General features: G+C 38.1%; 14 protein-coding genes. 4 read left to right on the forward strand and 10 right to left on the reverse strand.

What is annotated here, in order from left to right; all coding sequences use genetic code 11:
- Positions 1-9: 9 nt before the first annotated feature.
- The 4 genes from fabD to loaP all read right to left on the reverse strand — a co-directional run bounded on the left by fabD (position 10) and on the right by loaP (position 5,700).
- On the reverse strand, positions 10-2,409 hold the full coding sequence (gene fabD / locus EDD58_RS11030) for an ACP S-malonyltransferase (protein WP_243648717.1): 2,400 nt from the start codon (positions 2,407-2,409) through the stop codon (positions 10-12).
- A gap of 24 nt (positions 2,410-2,433) precedes the next feature.
- On the reverse strand, positions 2,434-3,399 hold the full coding sequence (locus tag EDD58_RS15160; protein WP_243648718.1) for an acyltransferase domain-containing protein: 966 nt from the start codon (positions 3,397-3,399) through the stop codon (positions 2,434-2,436).
- Between the two features lie 100 nt (positions 3,400-3,499).
- The gene (locus EDD58_RS11035; protein WP_424321667.1) at positions 3,500-4,717 is read right to left on the reverse strand and encodes a cytochrome P450 family protein; all 1,218 of its coding nucleotides are present in this window, start codon (positions 4,715-4,717) and stop codon (positions 3,500-3,502) included.
- Between the two features lie 452 nt (positions 4,718-5,169).
- Entirely contained in the window at positions 5,170-5,700 is a 531-nt protein-coding gene (gene loaP / locus EDD58_RS11040; protein ID WP_131925556.1) for an antiterminator LoaP, read from the reverse strand.
- A gap of 463 nt (positions 5,701-6,163) precedes the next feature.
- Here loaP and proV point away from each other — a divergent pair, with 463 nt between their 5' ends.
- Positions 6,164-7,363: a glycine betaine/L-proline ABC transporter ATP-binding protein ProV gene (gene proV / locus EDD58_RS11045; protein WP_131925558.1), complete on the forward strand. Its 1,200-nt coding sequence runs from the start codon at positions 6,164-6,166 to the stop codon at positions 7,361-7,363.
- Positions 7,360-9,051, forward strand: coding sequence for an ABC transporter permease/substrate binding protein (locus EDD58_RS11050; RefSeq protein WP_131925560.1), 1,692 nt, complete (start codon positions 7,360-7,362; stop codon positions 9,049-9,051). The genes proV and EDD58_RS11050 overlap by 4 nt, the downstream gene beginning before the upstream one ends.
- A 158-nt stretch (positions 9,052-9,209) precedes the next feature.
- Here the strand turns inward: EDD58_RS11050 and EDD58_RS11055 are convergent, their stop codons facing one another.
- The gene (locus EDD58_RS11055) at positions 9,210-9,494 is read right to left on the reverse strand and encodes a HesB/YadR/YfhF family protein (protein WP_131925562.1); all 285 of its coding nucleotides are present in this window, start codon (positions 9,492-9,494) and stop codon (positions 9,210-9,212) included.
- 223 nt (positions 9,495-9,717) lie between these two features.
- Between EDD58_RS11055 and EDD58_RS11060 the strand changes: the two genes are divergently transcribed.
- Positions 9,718-10,404, forward strand: coding sequence for a YiiX/YebB-like N1pC/P60 family cysteine hydrolase (locus EDD58_RS11060; RefSeq protein WP_131925564.1), 687 nt, complete (start codon positions 9,718-9,720; stop codon positions 10,402-10,404).
- Positions 10,405-10,457: 53 nt separating this feature from the next.
- Positions 10,458-11,444, forward strand: coding sequence for a YncE family protein (locus EDD58_RS11065; protein ID WP_131925566.1), 987 nt, complete (start codon positions 10,458-10,460; stop codon positions 11,442-11,444).
- Positions 11,445-11,529: 85 nt separating this feature from the next.
- On the opposite strand, the gene EDD58_RS11070 is transcribed toward EDD58_RS11065, so the two are convergent.
- The 5 genes from EDD58_RS11070 to EDD58_RS11090 form a co-directional block, all read right to left on the reverse strand.
- Positions 11,530-12,597: a hypothetical protein gene (locus tag EDD58_RS11070; protein WP_131925568.1), complete on the reverse strand. Its 1,068-nt coding sequence runs from the start codon at positions 12,595-12,597 to the stop codon at positions 11,530-11,532.
- Between the two features lie 11 nt (positions 12,598-12,608).
- The gene (locus EDD58_RS11075; protein WP_131925570.1) at positions 12,609-14,372 is read right to left on the reverse strand and encodes an HSP90 family protein; all 1,764 of its coding nucleotides are present in this window, start codon (positions 14,370-14,372) and stop codon (positions 12,609-12,611) included.
- Between the two features lie 189 nt (positions 14,373-14,561).
- Positions 14,562-15,959, reverse strand: a complete 1,398-nt coding sequence (locus EDD58_RS11080; RefSeq protein ID WP_131925572.1) for a nucleoside recognition domain-containing protein — start codon at positions 15,957-15,959, stop codon at positions 14,562-14,564.
- A gap of 20 nt (positions 15,960-15,979) precedes the next feature.
- On the reverse strand, positions 15,980-16,654 hold the full coding sequence (locus EDD58_RS11085; protein ID WP_131925574.1) for a FeoB small GTPase domain-containing protein: 675 nt from the start codon (positions 16,652-16,654) through the stop codon (positions 15,980-15,982).
- A complete protein-coding gene (locus EDD58_RS11090; RefSeq protein WP_424321668.1) occupies positions 16,651-16,908 on the reverse strand; it encodes a FeoA family protein in 258 nt (85 codons plus the stop codon). The genes EDD58_RS11085 and EDD58_RS11090 overlap by 4 nt, the downstream gene beginning before the upstream one ends.
- Positions 16,909-17,111: the final 203 nt, after the last annotated feature.

The following is a 17,111-nucleotide window of genomic DNA, read 5'->3' on the forward strand; positions in this document are numbered from 1 at the left end:
TTTCTCCCTTTATGTTGCTTGAAATAATAATGAGCGAATTTTATCATTCAGTAATTTGGCAGTCTCTATCATTAGCTTTGTACCTATTTCATCCACATATCGATTTCTCCAACTCTCTAATTCTGTACCTTTCACCCACTGGTTAAAAGCTCCTAATGCTGGACCACAGTGAACTTGATAATCCACCGTAGACTCTCCACTACCACTTAAGGCTAATTGTGAGCTATATCTGAAGTACCATTTGAAAATTAAAGCCATTTTGTGTTTTGGGTTTTGCTCAGCCTTTTCGATCTCTTGAGCTGGGTAATAAGATTTTATATCCTCATACACCTTTTCGATGCTACGCCTAAAATATTTTTCTTGAATTTGTGTTAAGGTTTTTTCATCGATTTCATTTAATGAATTGTATCGTCGATATAGTTCATATAATTTATTGGCACGGCCCGGAAAAAACACGCCTTTTCTTAACACCTGAATCTTGCTACCCATCTCAAATGTATCTCCTGCAGGAGCATATTCAGTATCTTGAACATTCATTTGTTGTAATAAGTCTTTTACTTTATCGCTTGTTGCTGCTTCCACAGTACATTGATTGATGGAACCAGTCAGGATAAAATCAGCATCTAATAGAAAAGCCGCCATCGCCGCCTCTGGAGTTCCGATCCCTCCAGCAGCCCCAACTCGCACTTTCTTTTGATACTGGTACTTTTCCATCATTTCGTCCCTTAACTTGGTTATTGCAGGCATGAGGGTATATGCGATACCTCCATCGGTATGACCAGCAGAATCTGCTTCCACACAAATATCATCTGCCATAGGAATTTCTCTTGATAACTCAGCTTCTTCTGGTGTAATTTTGTTTTCTGATAGAAGATTTTGAATGATATATTCAGGGGCGGGGCTTAAAAATGCTTCTGCGACCTCTGGTCGAGATACTTTAGCTATAATACGATGGATGTTGATAACTTTACCGCTTAAATCACGTTTCAATCCCTTGGCATGAAATCTTACCAAAGCTGGAGTAACACTTAGGAATGCTGCCGCTTCCAAATTTCTAACTTCATACTTCAATAAAAGGTCTATCGTTTTATTTTCGATTTCGGCATTTTTCATATGATGTACCAAATTAATCCCATAAGCTTGTCCTGACGAAATCTCTGTTTGAATATATCTGATGCCAGCCTCGATCTGCTGTAAACTCAAACCTCCAGCACCAAAAAAGCCCATCATTCCCGATTTAGCCATCTTCACAACCATTTCTGGAGAAGCAATTCCACGATACATTCCACCAGTTAGGTAAGCATACTTAAGGTTATAATCACTTTTAAACTCAGAACTTCCTAGAGATGATGCAGTAATCTCTGAGGATAAAAATGAGGAGTGGATCGAATGAGATGACATATGTTCTATTTCTGGTTCAACTAAAATCTGTGTCTGATGAACCGGAAAATTTTTATCACTGGTGGTCGCTTCTACAGGACTCGTCATAACTAGTGGATGACAATTCCTTCCTTGATCCAATTCTTCATTTATTTCCTCAGTATCAATCACTAAGGGGGTTGCTTCTTTTTTGATCCGTTGAATGAGTCCTGTTAAAACCATCCCCGGTCCAATCTCCTCAAACTTCATCTCTCCTCTTCCCATTAAAAAGCGAATACTCTCACTCCATTGAACCGCCTTGTTGATTTGCTCAGTTAAAGTCGTGTTGATCTTCTCTTGCTCATAAGGTCGTGCATACACATTGGAGATCACAGGAATAGATAAGGAGTTGAATTGGAATCCATTGATGAATTGTTCAAACTCTAACTTAACTGCACTCATATATCTAGAATGAAAGGCACCACTCACATTCAAAGGAATAAATAGTCGAACTTCTTGGAGGGCTTCAAAAATGGGTTTCGCTTGGTCAATATCGGCTTTCCGCCCAGAAATAACGATTTGATCGGGGGCATTAAAGTTGGCAACATCAATCGTGTCTAGACGATTCTCTTGTAAAACCTCTGCGACTTGCTCCTCATTGAGTCCGATCACTGCGGCCATTCCACCTCCAGTCACCGCACTCATTAACTCGCCCCGCTTTTTTACCAATCTCAACCCCGTCTCAAAATCAAATGCGCCTGCCGCAAATAATGCATTATATTCACCTAAACTATGACCTGCAACGAAATCTGGCTTTCGACCTAGTTCCTGGATTCTTTTTAGATAACTGAAAGCATTCACAACGTATAATGCAGGTTGAGTAAATTGAGTCTGACTCAAGTATGAATGAGGATCTTCGATACAAAGTCTTTTTATGGAATAACCTAAAATTTCGTCCGCTTGTACTGTTAACTCCTTAAACTCATCAAAGAGTGTACTTCCCATGCCTTTCCGCTGAGAACCTTGGCCCGGGAACACATATGTAATCATCTTCATTCCCTCCCTTGCTCATTTTTATCGTGTATGATCTCGAAATGATTCTTCAATTATTTTTAAGTATTTTAGCTCTTGATTAAAGGGTGTCATAATCGAATAACATCGCTGCCGTGACTTTATCGAAAGATTCTGCTTCAAAAAATTGGATAAAGTTCCGGAAGGCCCTAAATCTAAATATGTACATTCGTGTCGGCTTTCCAAATATTGAATGGCTTTCTGAAATTGAATCGGTTTTCTTACTACATCCCATAAAAAAAACCGATCCACTTCTGTTACTCTCTCTCCTTGCAAGCACGAGATCAGAGGGATCAAAGGTGTTTTAAAGTTTTTCATCTTTATAAAGTCTTTATATGCTCTTTCCGCCGGATCGATCAAAGAAGAATGAAACCCGTAAGAAACAGGTAATAATTGATGGATTATATTATTCTCTTTAAGAAATTGTAGAACTAATTGTAATGCCTTATGATCTCCAGAAATCACAAAGTGTGAACGATAGTTAATAGAAGTTAGTTCGCTGTTTTCAAATAGCTGAGGTGTCTCATCATACAGACTCGGATTATCAATGATCGCTATCATACTACCCTTTTCACAACTATTCTCAAAAATAACTGCCTGTTCAACTATACATTCAACGAGATCCTCTAGATCCATCATGTCAGAAATAGCTACAGACGTAAATTCACCCAAACTTGAACCTAACACATAGTCTGGCACAATATCCATTTCCAACAATACTTGGCATAATGAATACTCCACCATAAAAATGGCAGGATGTGTGAATAGGGTACGATCAAATTGATCATTCATCCGCTTGCGAGGGTGATATATTTCATCCACCACTGACTTCCCGATTTGCTGAAAGATAATAGAATCTATTTTCAACATAGAATTACGAAATACGGCATTATTATTGAATAATTCCTTGCCCATCTGATAATATTGAGAACCTTGTCCAGAAAACATAAACACAATAGGTCTATTCATTTATTATCCTCTTTTAATCTAAATTTATAAATTAAATAAGCTTCTCTATACGTAAAAAAAGAAGAATAACCTCTACAGACGATCCGTTTCACTAAAATTTTTAAGTAAGTGAGACTGGTAAATATTCCAAACCTCGTAAAAATGCATTTTTTCTCCATTTAATCTCATTCAATCCTATATGGAGTTTAATATTTGGAAAACGCTTTAGTAGCGCATTCAGTGCAATTTGAGCTTCCAATCTTGCTAATGGTGCACCTAAGCAAAAATGAATTCCAAAACCGAATGCGATATGCCGATTGGGTGTTCTGGTAATATCCAATTTTTCGGCATCCTCAAAGTGATCAGGATCGCGATTGGCAGATGCAATTCCTATAAAAATCATATCTCCCTTTTTAATAAGATGACCCTGGTATGTGAAATCTTCGATCGCCCACCGATTCGCCATCATGACTACTGGGGTTGTATATCGTAGAAGCTCTTCCACTACAGTATCTATCATTTCGGGATGTTGCTTTAGTTTCTCCAGTTGCTCTCTATGCTGAAGTAAAGCAAATATACCTGATCCAATCAGATTAACCGTAGTTTCCAGCCCCGCAACAATTAACAAGAATAGCATCGAATAAAGCTCTTCTTCGCTTAATCGATCTCCATTCTCTTCAACCTGTACCAGCTTACTAATCATATCGTCTTGGGGATTTTTTCTTCTTTCGTGAACCAACTGACTAATATATGCTTTAAATTCTCTAAGGTATTGATTCGTTCGCTTGCGTTGACTTTCTGAAGTATCTACAATCGCATTGGTCCAAATTTGAAATTGTTTGCGATCCCCCTCAGGAATCCCCAACATTTCCGAGATAACTATAAACGGTAATGGGGACGCATAATATTTCATTAAATCAACTTGATCCTGTTTCTCCATCTCATCTAATAATCGTTCAACAATTTGTTCGATACTGGTACGTAAATTTTCAATCATTCGTGGTGTAAAAGCTTGATGAACTAATGACCTTAAACGAGTATGATCGGGAGGATCTTTAAACAACATATGATCCGATACAAATTCGATATCATCACTTATATTGATTTTTTTTATCTGCTCTTCACTCATCACATTTTTGACATCTCTAGTGATTCGGGGGTCTTTTAGAAATACCATACAATCTTCGTAACGGGTAATTAACCAAGCAGGAAATTTTCCTCCAAAGCGACTTAATTGAAATGGATGAATAGGGTCATGCTCTCTGAAATAGCCCAACACCGAATAAGGATCTTCATGAAACTCAACTGAATTGGCATTAAACACCTTTTTTTCTATCATGATTATTCCCCCCGTTTGTAATCTCAGATATCAACATAGTCTAAATGAGTCTCCATCTAAATACAGTCCATAATTAAAACTGCAACCAACTAAAGTCGGTTGCAGTTTCGCTCTTTAATAACACCCCAATATCCATGGGAATATATAGATGATATGAATACGTTTACAAATTTAAAACCATGTTCATTTGATTTACACGTTTTCAGCAAATCAACAGAATATCTCTCATTCCAAAAACCTAATCCTATTAAACTGAATATTACAATATATTATAAGCTTCCGTTAATTCAGATTCGATCTTGCCACTCATTCAGCATAAATGGGCAGGCTATCGCCCTTTCGTCCAATAGCTATTGCACTACTCACAGATTTAGCCAGATGTCCTCCATGTAAGATAACGTGCCGAAACAACGATTATCGTCCAATGGATTCTTGTCATAAACCTAATCATGTTAAAACACTGACAGAATATTCACTCCGACATCAATCATTCTTTTTTTATCTAGAAATTCAATTTCAACTTTTGCTCTTCTTTTTCTTCGATCTACTTTTTTTATGATTGACTCCATTCCCATTAATGGACCAGATATCACTTCGACTTGTTTGTTTTTTATATTAATATCGCTATAATCAAGAATCCCGTTTTTAGCAGTTAGCTTGATGATCAGACTCATTTCATTTTGTGAAATTATAGAATAGTAACCATCACTACTATTCCTTTTATACTTACCACATTTCACTATATAGTAGATCTTCGGGATCTGTCGAATACTATAATATAGTTTTGAGATAATATTTGTATGTATAAAAATATAACCAGGGAACATCACTTTAACATGATCATGAACGATACCATCTTTTTTTTCAGGAACAAGCCTCTTTGGGACAAAACAGGTAAGTGTTTTTGAATCAAAAAACTTTTTTAATAGCTTCTCTGTCAAATGTTCTTTTCCCGTTTCAACAAAAAGAGCGTACCAGCACATTATGTCACCTTTTCTGAATAATATTTTATATAATTCATAGGAAATGATATAACGCTTTGGCTTTTTTCAATATAACCCAAATAGATTTAAAAGTCAATAGACTGGTATTATTCGAAATAATTTAATTTACAATTTTTAAATTAAACTATCTTCCATCATTGAACTACTTCTAATTATTTATTTGTAAGAAATATCTCTCGTAAATGCTTACTAAAAAACATTGGAGCCTCATTAACACGTTTATATCATTCAATTTATAAAAAATTTAGAAACTACCCTCTTAATTCGAAATCTAAAATGAAAACTATCAACTTCTTTCTCTTGGAAATATAGAGTCTATTTTATATTGAATATAACCCCAAAAATTATGTTATTAAAATTTTATGTTTCGAAATTATAGTTCTCGGGTAAATTAATAATTGTCATTTTGTCCGTTGCATGAAACACGACAGGAGGGATTTATTTGGACAAACTGGAGGTTCGTAATCTGACCAAAATTTTTGGACGTTCCCCCCGACGTGCTCTGAAGCTATTAGAGCAAGGTAAAAGTAAAGAGACTATTTTAAAAGAAACGGGACTAACAGTGGGTGTAGACAAAGCCTCTTTTGACATTTACAATGGTGAAATATTTGTCATCATGGGCTTGTCTGGTAGCGGAAAATCCACTTTAATTCGCTTGATCAATCGTTTGATCGAACCTACGGACGGCTCAATCCTTCTCGATGGTAACGACATTGCCAAAATGTCTTCCGACGAACTCCGTGAGGTTCGGCGAAAAAAAATGGGGATGGTATTCCAGAAGTTTGCTCTATTTCCGCATCGTACCGTTCTCCAAAATGTGGAGTACGGTTTAGAAATACAAGGGATATCAAAAGACGAACGGCATAAAAAAGCGTTAGAATCATTAAAACTAGTAGGCTTAGAACATTGGGCGAATAGTAAACCCGATCAACTGAGCGGCGGAATGCAACAACGTGTTGGATTGGCACGTGCTTTAGCCAATGACCCTGATATTCTAATTATGGACGAAGCCTTTAGTGCGTTGGACCCATTGATTCGTAAAGAGATGCAAGACGAATTGATGGAACTACAACAATCAATGCAAAAAACGATCATTTTTATCACTCATGATCTGGATGAAGCGCTACGGTTGGGGGATCGAATTGCCCTGATGAAAGATGGCGTCATTGTGCAATTGGGTACTCCAGAAGAGATCTTAACCAACCCAGCTGATGACTATGTACGACGCTTTGTTGAGGATGTAAATCTAACCAAAATCTTGTCAGCTGAAGCTATTATGAAGAAAGGCGAAGTCATTCAGATCGAAAAAGCGGGTCCCCTTGTCGCTCTAAAAAAGATGCGGGAAAACGGAATTCCAACTTTGATTGTCATCGATCGAAATCGACAAGTCAAAGGATTAGTCACAGCAGATGGGGCTAGAAAAGCAGCCACCGAACATCTTTCTCTACAAGATGTCTTAGTCGAAGATGTGATCAAAGTGCAAAAAGATACCGCTGTACAAGAACTACTCCCTCAAATGGCCGAAAAAGATTTTATTTATCCGGCTGTCGTCGTGGGAGAAGAAGATCGTTTCATCGGAATTGTTGGACGGGGTGCAGTTTTTGCCGCGATCGCAGGAACAGGAGGTGAGAAAGACGAATGATACCAAAACTTCCTCTTGCTGACTGGATCGATCGACTCATTCACTGGTTACAAATAAACTTCGAAGCTCTTTTTAATATCATTAGTGGGATGATTGAGCCTACAGTTGACTTTTTTGAACGAATTTTACTGGTTCTTCCACCCCTCTGGACCATCATCATCATCAGCTTGTTTGTCTGGTGGATTACACGAATTCGCTTTGCTATTTTTTCAATCGCAGGCCTCTTCCTTATTTATAACTTAGGTTATTGGGAACACAGTGTACAAACACTCGCTCTCGTACTTACAGCTACCTTAATCTCTGTCATTATTGGTATTCCATTTGGGTTATGGTCTGGGCGTAGTGACCGTGTTGAACAAGTGATCAAACCACTTCTAGACTTTATGCAAACGATGCCTGCATTTGTCTATTTGATTCCGGCAGTATTCTTTTTCTCGTTGGGAACTGTTCCCGGCGTGATCGCTTCTGTGATCTTTTCCATGCCCCCCACCATCCGTTTCTCCAGCTTGGGGCTCAGACAAGTATCAAAAGAGTTGAAAGAAGCCGCAGACGCTTTTGGATCTACTTCCATGCAAAAATTGATCAAAGTAGAGATTCCATTAGCCAAGTCGACGATTATGGCTGGGATCAACCAAACCATCATGCTTGCCCTATCCATGGTCGTAACTGCATCCATGATTGGTGCAGAAGGTCTTGGTGCCATTGTTCTCGAATCGATCACTCGTTTACAAGTGGGAAAAGGCTTTGAAAGTGGAATTGCCATTGTGATTATTGCGATCTTGCTTGATCGAATCACACAAAGCTTTGGTAAACCTCCTACAGGAAAAAAAGCAAAAACTCGCAAATGGATTGCTCCAGTGGCACTCCTAACCATTGCTAGCTTAGGGGTAGCAAGCTTCATGCAAGGAACAACAAATAAAAATGAAGTAACGCTTACGTATGTCAACTGGGTATCTGAAGAAGCAAGTATCCATGTAATGAAAAACATCTTAGAACAAGAAGGCTTTTCAGTAAAATTAATCCGAGTGGATCCAGGCCCCATGTATGACGCAGTAGCCACTGGAACTGCTGATGCCTTACTGGCCGCTTGGCTCCCCAAAACACATGAGCAATATATGAAACGCTATAAAAATGATTTGGATGACTTGGGACCAAACTTAGAAAATACAAAACTGGGTCTTGTCGTACCTAAATATGTAAATATCAATAGCATTGATGACTTAAGACAAAGTAAAGATCTATTTAATGGGAAGATTATCGGGGTAGACCCAGGTGCTGGGATTACAGCCATTACCAAAGAAGCGATCAAAGAGTACAACTTGAATATGACGTTAGTCGAAAGCTCTGATGCTGGGATGACAGCAGAACTAGACAAAGCCTATCGAGATAAAAAACCGATCGTGATCACTGGTTGGACTCCTCACTGGATGTTCATGAAATATGAGCTTAAATATTTAGAAGATCCAAAGGAGACATTTGGAAAGCCCGAAAACATCTACACTCTAGCACGAAAAGGTCTCAAAGAAGAAAAACCTGAAGCCTATAGAATCATCGATCAATTCTACTGGACTCCTCAAGATATGGAATCGGTGATGTTAGATATTCAAAATGGAATGACCCCTGATGATGCTGCGAAAAAATGGATCAAAAATCATCCAGATCAAGTCAAGAAAATAATCTCTCCATGAGTACAATGAAAAGCCGTTCCCTCCAAAGGAACGGCTTTTCCATGAAATTAAACTCCATCGATCCAAACTTCATGTACACCCGCCATAACCATGCTGAGTATCAAGAACAATCCATCTCAAAACAAGAGAGACTTCATGATTTTTTTAAAAGCCTATCCCTATTCGTACTTATAGGCCAGCTCTCCATTTAAATCCACTGTAACTCTTAGATTATGTTCTTTTAAATACCACAAATCATCTGTCTCTATATAGAAAGTGACCCCCTCAACGACCGTTTGAATCCCAATCTCTTTAGGAGGCTCCATCGAAATGGCTAATGAATAGCTCGTATTGACTGGGCTTGACCCACCATAACGAACATAAAAACGAACAAATTCGTTAGGCTGAACTCCATACTCTTGACAAAACCATTGATAAGCTGAATCCTCTACTACGATTTTCATAAAACTCCTCCATCTTTTTTGTATACTCCACTATACCCTTTCCGAATAAGTATGACACGTCTAGTGATTAGTTCAAACTATTCCATCCACAAAAAAGATTAAACTCTTTTTTACATCATCTAAATAATTATTTATTAAAAATAGACAGAAAATTATTGATTATAGCGAATAAATTAACTATACTATTTGTGAACAAATCGTTAACAAACAAGGAGGGGTTCACTTGAATCATTTTAAAAAGTGGATCAGTTGCTTAGTGGCTGTAACGAGTATCTTCTTTTTTTCCAGTACCACCTTAGCTGCGTCTGATCCAGCTCTTACAAAAGCTCAGCAACAAGATGTCAAGCTCGCTAAGCAACGAACCGAACAAGCACTCCGTCATTGGAATAATTATATTGATCCAACCAAAGCTCAACAAGTACAACGGATGAATCATCAATCTATACAACCTATGGCAGTTACTACCCAATCCATTGGAACCACAGGCGATATCTTAGTTACCTTAGATGGAACCAGTTCTGGCTCTCTTGCATGGGCGGGTGGACATGCAGGTGTTGTTTCAGATGTTGCTGGTTATGTTGTTGAATCATTTGGTAACAAAGGCGATTTAAATGGGGTTCGTCATTGGACTAATAACTGGGGAACTCGTTATAAAAAAGTGAAAGGATTACGTGTCCAAGGAGCTACTAGTGCTGATTATAGTTATGCGGCGAATTATGCTCGTACCCAGATCGGTAAACCCTATAACTACAACTTCTTTTACATCTCTACGACGAATAGCTTTTACTGCTCACAGCTCGTATGGCGCTCTTTCTACAACCGTGGCTTTGATCTGAACGATGGTTTAGCTGTCTGGCCAGTTGATTTAATCGAAAGTCCTTTATCAGTTGAATTTTACTCTCAAGGATAAATCAATGAGACGGGAAGTACTCTTCTCGTCTCATTGCATTTAAAGGTGATCTGATGAATAAATACTTGTATCTCCTGCTATCTTTATTACTCCTGATCCTTTCTGCTTGCTCTCAACCTGTCGATTCATTGAAACAGAGTAAACTCGCTGTCATTTATACCGATGCGACACAACCTGACAGCGAGCTTGTTTTCCTCGATGACCAAGGAAAGTTGCAAGGCTCTCAAACGTTTAAAGAGATGGGTATTTTTCAAATGGAGACCAATGAGCATGGTGAACTGATTCTCCCTGTACAATTTGGTAATCATATCATCTACGTCCACCCAGATGGAACAAGTCAAACAACAGATAGTCTCCAGTTCCCCCTATTTGTTTTAGAGAAAAAAGGAATCCGAGTCTCAACTTATAACACTGAACTCGATGCTGGAACATTAGAAATCAAGCAGGATCAACTAACAAAACTGATTAAGTTAAATGGCTTTTTACGTGTAGCCACCTTTGACGAATCCTTTGTCTATGTCTTTGCTTCCATCATTAATCAAAAAAGACCAGTTCTCTATGTCATCGACCGTCAACAAGGAAAGTTAGTGCGCACCTTAGACTTAAAAATTGATCTTGTTACAGATTTAGAAATCGTGGATCAGCACTTGCTTCTGACATCTATCGATGACAAACGATTACTGGCTCGTGTCTCGCTAACGGATTGGAACATTGAATATATCCAAGTCCCTGTTGAGAAACCCGAATTTCTGCTTATTGATGAAGAAAACATCTATCTTACTTATCAAGAGCAATCTACTTTATCTATTTTAAACCGTTCCACCCTAAAAGTTATTGAAAATATCCCTTTAGAACAACCTGTTTTTAAAGTGAGAATGGATGAAAGCCATCTATATGTACTTACCCCCTATATGGATCATCCGGATCTAGTTGGTCAAATCAGGGTCTATGAGAAGAAAACATGGAGCCTCAAAAAGACTTGGGATTTACCAGCGAAAAGAGAGATGTTAGTGCAAGATTTTGTTTTACTAGCACCTTAACCACGTAAAATACTTCCAAGTAAACCATAAAAAAAGACACGTCTCTCACAATGAGAAACGTGTCTAAGTGTATCTATACAACATATTATCCAATTTTAACTTTTAAATCCTCGATCCATTGTCGTTCTTGAATCACTTTTTGTTGATAATAGTCGTTTTGATTTCTTTGATCAAACTGTTTAGCGATCTCAAATAACTGTTGGTCAATCCATTCTCTATTTACATATTTAGGAATATTTAAAACAGAGATATCTGAATCACTCATATAATCAAACAAAATCAATGAAGCTAAATAAAAATGATATTTTGAGTTTGGTTCATAGGATGCAAGTGCTTCAGGTAAATGATGCTCAAGTAAGGAAGCCGCTTTATGCAAATCAATGATCGTTAGGTATTTGATATGTTCAGCTAATGTTTTTAAAAAACCTTTTTTTTGCCGAATCATGCCATATCCTTTCTGATGAAACTCAGCGGCTTCCTCCATTCTTCCTTCTTTACATAAAGGAAGTAAAAACTGACCATAGGTAATATGTGGAACCTCTGCGCAACTTAATTCTTGATTGAAGATCGGTTGAGCGATTCGATAGGCTTCCTCTAGATTCCCAAGTGATAGATAAAAAATAGCTTGTTCGTTTCGTTCACAAGCATGACAATCAGCCATATCATCTCTAGGGGTATCCATCCATTTCTCCAGATACATTTTCGCTTCAGTGATGTCCCCTCTCCGCCAAGCTACAAAATGTTTCAATTGATAATAAGGTCGAAGATTAAAACCGCTATAAGTAAACCGTTGTTTGAGGTCTTCAAGAGTCTGCTCAATTTTGTCGAGACTTAATTGTGGAAACTGATCCACTTGATTAGCAATCCACTTGTACTGCCACATCAGATTATATTCATCACAATATGAGGGGTCTTTATCATATTGAGCTAAGCACCAAGCAAAAGATAGAAACGCTTTCTCTGCTCTTCCAGAGTAAATGGCAGCAGTCGTTAGTTCAAGCCGAGCATAAAAACCAGCATCATTGTTTTGAATACGATCAGCGATTTGAATCGCTTCTTCTAACAACTGAATTTTTGTTTCTCCGTCTGGTAAACCTTCTGCTTGAACTAATAAAAAATCTAATCTTTGTTCTTCATTTAGATGCTCTTCCATATGTACTCCCCCTATCTAAGCCCCAAATCAATAAGCTCGATCAAGCCACTATTTAACAATTTCATCTCCTGTTTTCTCAAAGGATGATGTCCTAATAACAATGATTGAACATATAGCATCTCGATCGTACACTTCTTTAATTGTAAATCATCAGTTTGAATTACTTTTTGCACTAATGGATTTTCATAGTTGAAACATAGTTGAGCATATTCGGGATGAAAAGAGCTTGTCGTCAACTGATCAATGATCGAAGCAAACAATTCATTGGTCTCTTCAGAGGCTCGCTTCGCAGATCGAATAAATAAAGCTTCTTCATTGGTTGTGTAGATCGCTGGTAAGTCGTACGGTTTAAACTTTTTTACTTCACAGGAACATTGAAGAGGTTGTAAAACCAAATTAGCCATCCGAATAAATTCATAAACCTCTTCTCGCTCTGTAAAATCCAAATCTACAAAGCTTTGTGTCATAGAAATTGGATCGATCCGCTCGACAGTTACTTGCGGGAATACTTGTCCCAGTTTTATGACTAACTCAGTATCATATACATATCCTCCATTAATCACACAAAAGGATTGGGCTTTGGCCACTTTATTCATCTGTCTAAACTCATCCAAGGTGGCTGTATAATAAATAGTCTTGGATCGCTCACGAATTTCTCCCATCGTCATTCGACCCAGTGTAGTTTCAAAGGGTAACCAGTCTATAAAGAGTCGAAACAACTCATCATCTTCAATAGCCAGTGATTTGATTGATGAATAATGAATACGAATAATTTCTTTTAACAAGTTAGGGTTAGACTGAGCTAATCCCACAAGATATTGCTTAATCCCATTCCCTAACTCATTACGAACTAAGTCCAACAATTGATCATCATAAAACTCTTCACGAGAAGCGGTTGGTTTTAACTGATTCACATTCAATACACATGTAACAAAAAAAGCCCAATCAGGAAGAATCTTTTCTACCTTTTCCGAGAGCAACATTTGCTTCACATAGACACGATGCATTTTTTTAGCATTCACACTTACTGCATGTGGTAAAACATAGGCGATTCCTTTCGCTTCTCCAAGTGCTGAATAAAGTGGGATCGCATCCAAGTAATTATGGCTCCAAGTCGTCCTCCCGTAATCCAGTGCTTCAGCAGGTTCAAGATCCCATGGCGCTTGCACAGCATTTAAACGAACCATCTCTTCCCCTTGAAAAAGTAATGGATAAGGCAAATACCCTCCATAATAACTAGCAATTTCTTGAACTTTTTCAGGTTCAAAGTAGCGTTCAAAACCTTTTTTGCTTTGTAGGTAAATACGTGTACCTGGAGTCATTTCACTATCTAACTTTCGAATGGAGTAGCTACCATCTGGCTTACCACGCCATTCTACAGCTTCGTTACTTTTTACAGAGCGAGTGATCACCACAATTTCATCACTAACAATAAAACATGAAAGTAACCCTACTCCAAATCGTCCAATAAAGTCCTCATGATTTTCGCCTCTTTTGGAGGTTTGTCCAATCTGAGACAAAAATTGATGAACCTCTTCTTCAGTCAAACCAATTCCATTATCTTCTATAAATAATGTAGGGAGTTGATCCGAAGATGAATAAACTTCTAATACAATCTGCCCTTCATACCCTGGCTCTATATTCTTTCGAGCCGTAATCGCATCTACACCATTTTGAATTAATTCGCGAATATATACATGAGGGGTACTATATAAATGGTTGGACAATAGATCAATCATACCCTTAAGATTCACTTTGAAATGAAAATCTCTCACATGCGCCCTCCTTCATCGTAGGTAATAAAACTATTTTAAAATTAATTAACTGATTGTTCCAGTGAATTTCATATATTTTCGTTAACAATTCTATTATGATGAGTTGAAATATAACAAGTGGGGGGGTCTCATATAAAAAAGAATGCCTTGTGTTTACCACATGCATTCTTTAGATATAAACTATTTTTCTTAAACCCAACCCAAACTTCTAACCACTGTCGCCACTACAAAAGTAACAGTAATCGCAATCACTGTAGGAATTAAGAAAGATAGGAAGGTCCATTTAGGACTTTTGGTCTCCTGATAGATATTTAACAAAGTAGTTCCACACGGAAAGTGTAATAGTGAAAATAGCATCATATTTAGAGCTGTTAACCACGTCCAACCATGATCTAGAAAAACTTGTTTTAACTGCGATAAATCATCAATTTCGATCAATGCACCTGTTGACAGATACGCCATCAGCAAGACTGGAATCACAATTTCATTGGCTGGTAATCCGATAATAAAAGCAGCCATGATATAACCGTCTAAACCAAGAGCTTGACCAAAAGGATCTAAAAAGTTGATAAAGTGCATCAAAATACTTGTATCGCCCACATCGATATTTGCCAAGATCCATGTGAGGACGGAAGCAGGTGCTGCTACAATCACAGCTCGCTTAAGTACATTCCAAGATTTATCAATGCTTGCTCTAACTACTGTATTCCAAAACTTTGGTTTCCGATACGGGGGTAATTCCAACGTGTAGTGAGTAGGAACTCCACGTAATGCTGTCTTCGATAAAACCCAGGAAACAAGTAGAGTAACCACAATCCCGATTAACACCATACCCATTACAGTCGATGCAGTCACTAAAGTAGCCCATCCTCCTGAATAACTAGCAGCCATAAATAGAGATGACAACAAGATCAGAGTCGGCCAGCGACCATTACAGGGGACAAAGTTATTTGTTAAGATAGCAAGCATTCGTTCCCGGGGTGACTCAATAATTCTCGTTGACATGATGGCAGCTGCATTACAACCAAATCCCATCGCCATGGTGAGTGATTGTTTCCCATGAGCGCCAGCGTTTTTAAACAGTCGGTCCATATTAAATGCTACCCTTGGAAGGTATCCATAGTTTTCTAATAGCGCAAACATAGGGAAAAAGATTGCCATCGGTGGTAACATGACACTGACTACCCATCCAGTTCCTCGGAAAAATCCTAATACAAGTACACCATGAATCCAATCTGGGGCGTGAATCATATGAAATAATGCTGTTAATTTTAATTCCACTGTCGCAAAGAGTTGTGCAATCATCGCTGAAGGTGCATTAGCACCAGCAATCGTAATCCAAAATACAACTCCTAGCATGGCGAGCATGATCGGAAAACCCCAAATCGGAGAAGTGACGACGCGATCCAATCTCTCTGTTTTTATCTTTTCTTTATCTTTGTAAATGACTGTTTGCTGACAAATCTCACGACTCGCCTTAAATATACTCCCCACCATCTCATCACGAGTCTGTTCATTGCCCAAGGATTTTATATGTTTTTCCAGGTAATCTAACGAACTGGGTGCCGATGATGTTTGTGTATTCATAGATGTCCCCCCTTTGCCATTTAAACCATTTGCCGTTTTAACGTAGTAAGTAAACTTTCATCCTGATCTAATAACCTAAGTGTTAACCAACGTGAAGGATAACGATCACCAAAAATTTTTTCTATCTCAGGCTCAATCTCCTGAATCTTCGCTTCCAGTTTAGGAGAATAAGTGACTCGATAAGGTTTTGTAGTGATCTTACCTTTGACCATTTCATCCAAAAGATCTAGTAGTTGATCAATCCCTTCTTTATTCCGAGCAGATATACTAACCACAGGAACACCTAATTGGTGAGCTAACTTTTCTTCATCAATGGTGATTCCTTTTCGTTTCGCTTCATCCATGAGATTGATACAAACCACCACACGATTCGTCATTTCCATCACTTGTAAGGCAAGATTAAGATTCCGCTCTAAGGCTGTTGCATCTAGCACTACCACTGTTACATCTGGCTGTTCAAAAATAATATAATCCCTAGCTACTTCTTCATCGGCCGAGTTCGAGTACAATGAATAAGTTCCAGGTAGGTCAATGACGGTATACGATTCCCCTGAATGTTCAAATGAGCCTTCCGCATGAATCACTGTCTTCCCCGGCCAGTTCCCTGTATGTTGATTTAACCCTGTAAGTACATTAAATAATGTGCTCTTCCCCGTATTGGGGTTACCCGCTAATGCGACTCGGTAAGAATTCATTTTGGCTCCCCTCCTTGTATCGTTCCAAAAATCTGGGAGCTCTCCTCTTTTCTTAACGCAATGGTGGTGTTACTTACACGATATGCAACAGGGTCTCCAAGTGGACTCTTCTGTAAAACTTCGATCACTGCTCCAGGGACAAACCCTAAATCTAATAATCTTCTTCGTAATGTACCTTCTAGCTCAATCTTGGAAATATAAAATTGATCACCAACTTTACATCCATATAAAGATCGCTCTTCTTTTTGCATTATCAGTTTCCCCCACGAATCTATGTTTCTCTTATCAATATTTCTTTGATTAGGATTAAAATGTTGCCTATGACCAACTTATATTTCTATACTATGTCTAAATGACGAATGTGTCAATGAATTTAGGCAAAAAAAGTAGGCACTCTTTGAGTACCTACTGATCGTGAAAATCAAGAAAATATATGACTTTTGCTATTAGTAAAACC

Source organism: Hazenella coriacea (assembly GCF_004341825.1).
Taxonomy (GTDB): Bacteria; Bacillota; Bacilli; order Thermoactinomycetales; family Thermoactinomycetaceae; genus Hazenella; species Hazenella coriacea.

Excerpts from the sequence above, each read along its gene's own strand:
- fabD (WP_243648717.1), bottom strand. The coding sequence starts at position 2,409 with ATGATTACATATGTGTTCCCGGGCCAAGGTTCTCAGCGGAAAGGCATG.
- EDD58_RS15160 (WP_243648718.1), bottom strand. The coding sequence starts at position 3,399 with ATGAATAGACCTATTGTGTTTATGTTTTCTGGACAAGGTTCTCAATAT.
- EDD58_RS11035 (WP_424321667.1), bottom strand. The coding sequence starts at position 4,717 with ATGATAGAAAAAAAGGTGTTTAATGCCAATTCAGTTGAGTTTCATGAA.
- loaP (WP_131925556.1), bottom strand. The coding sequence starts at position 5,700 with ATGTGCTGGTACGCTCTTTTTGTTGAAACGGGAAAAGAACATTTGACA.
- EDD58_RS11050 (WP_131925560.1), top strand. The coding sequence starts at position 7,360 with ATGATACCAAAACTTCCTCTTGCTGACTGGATCGATCGACTCATTCAC.
- EDD58_RS11055 (WP_131925562.1), bottom strand. The coding sequence starts at position 9,494 with ATGAAAATCGTAGTAGAGGATTCAGCTTATCAATGGTTTTGTCAAGAG.
- EDD58_RS11065 (WP_131925566.1), top strand. The coding sequence starts at position 10,458 with ATGAATAAATACTTGTATCTCCTGCTATCTTTATTACTCCTGATCCTT.
- EDD58_RS11070 (WP_131925568.1), bottom strand. The coding sequence starts at position 12,597 with ATGGAAGAGCATCTAAATGAAGAACAAAGATTAGATTTTTTATTAGTT.
- EDD58_RS11080 (WP_131925572.1), bottom strand. The coding sequence starts at position 15,959 with ATGAATACACAAACATCATCGGCACCCAGTTCGTTAGATTACCTGGAA.
- EDD58_RS11085 (WP_131925574.1), bottom strand. The coding sequence starts at position 16,654 with ATGAATTCTTACCGAGTCGCATTAGCGGGTAACCCCAATACGGGGAAG.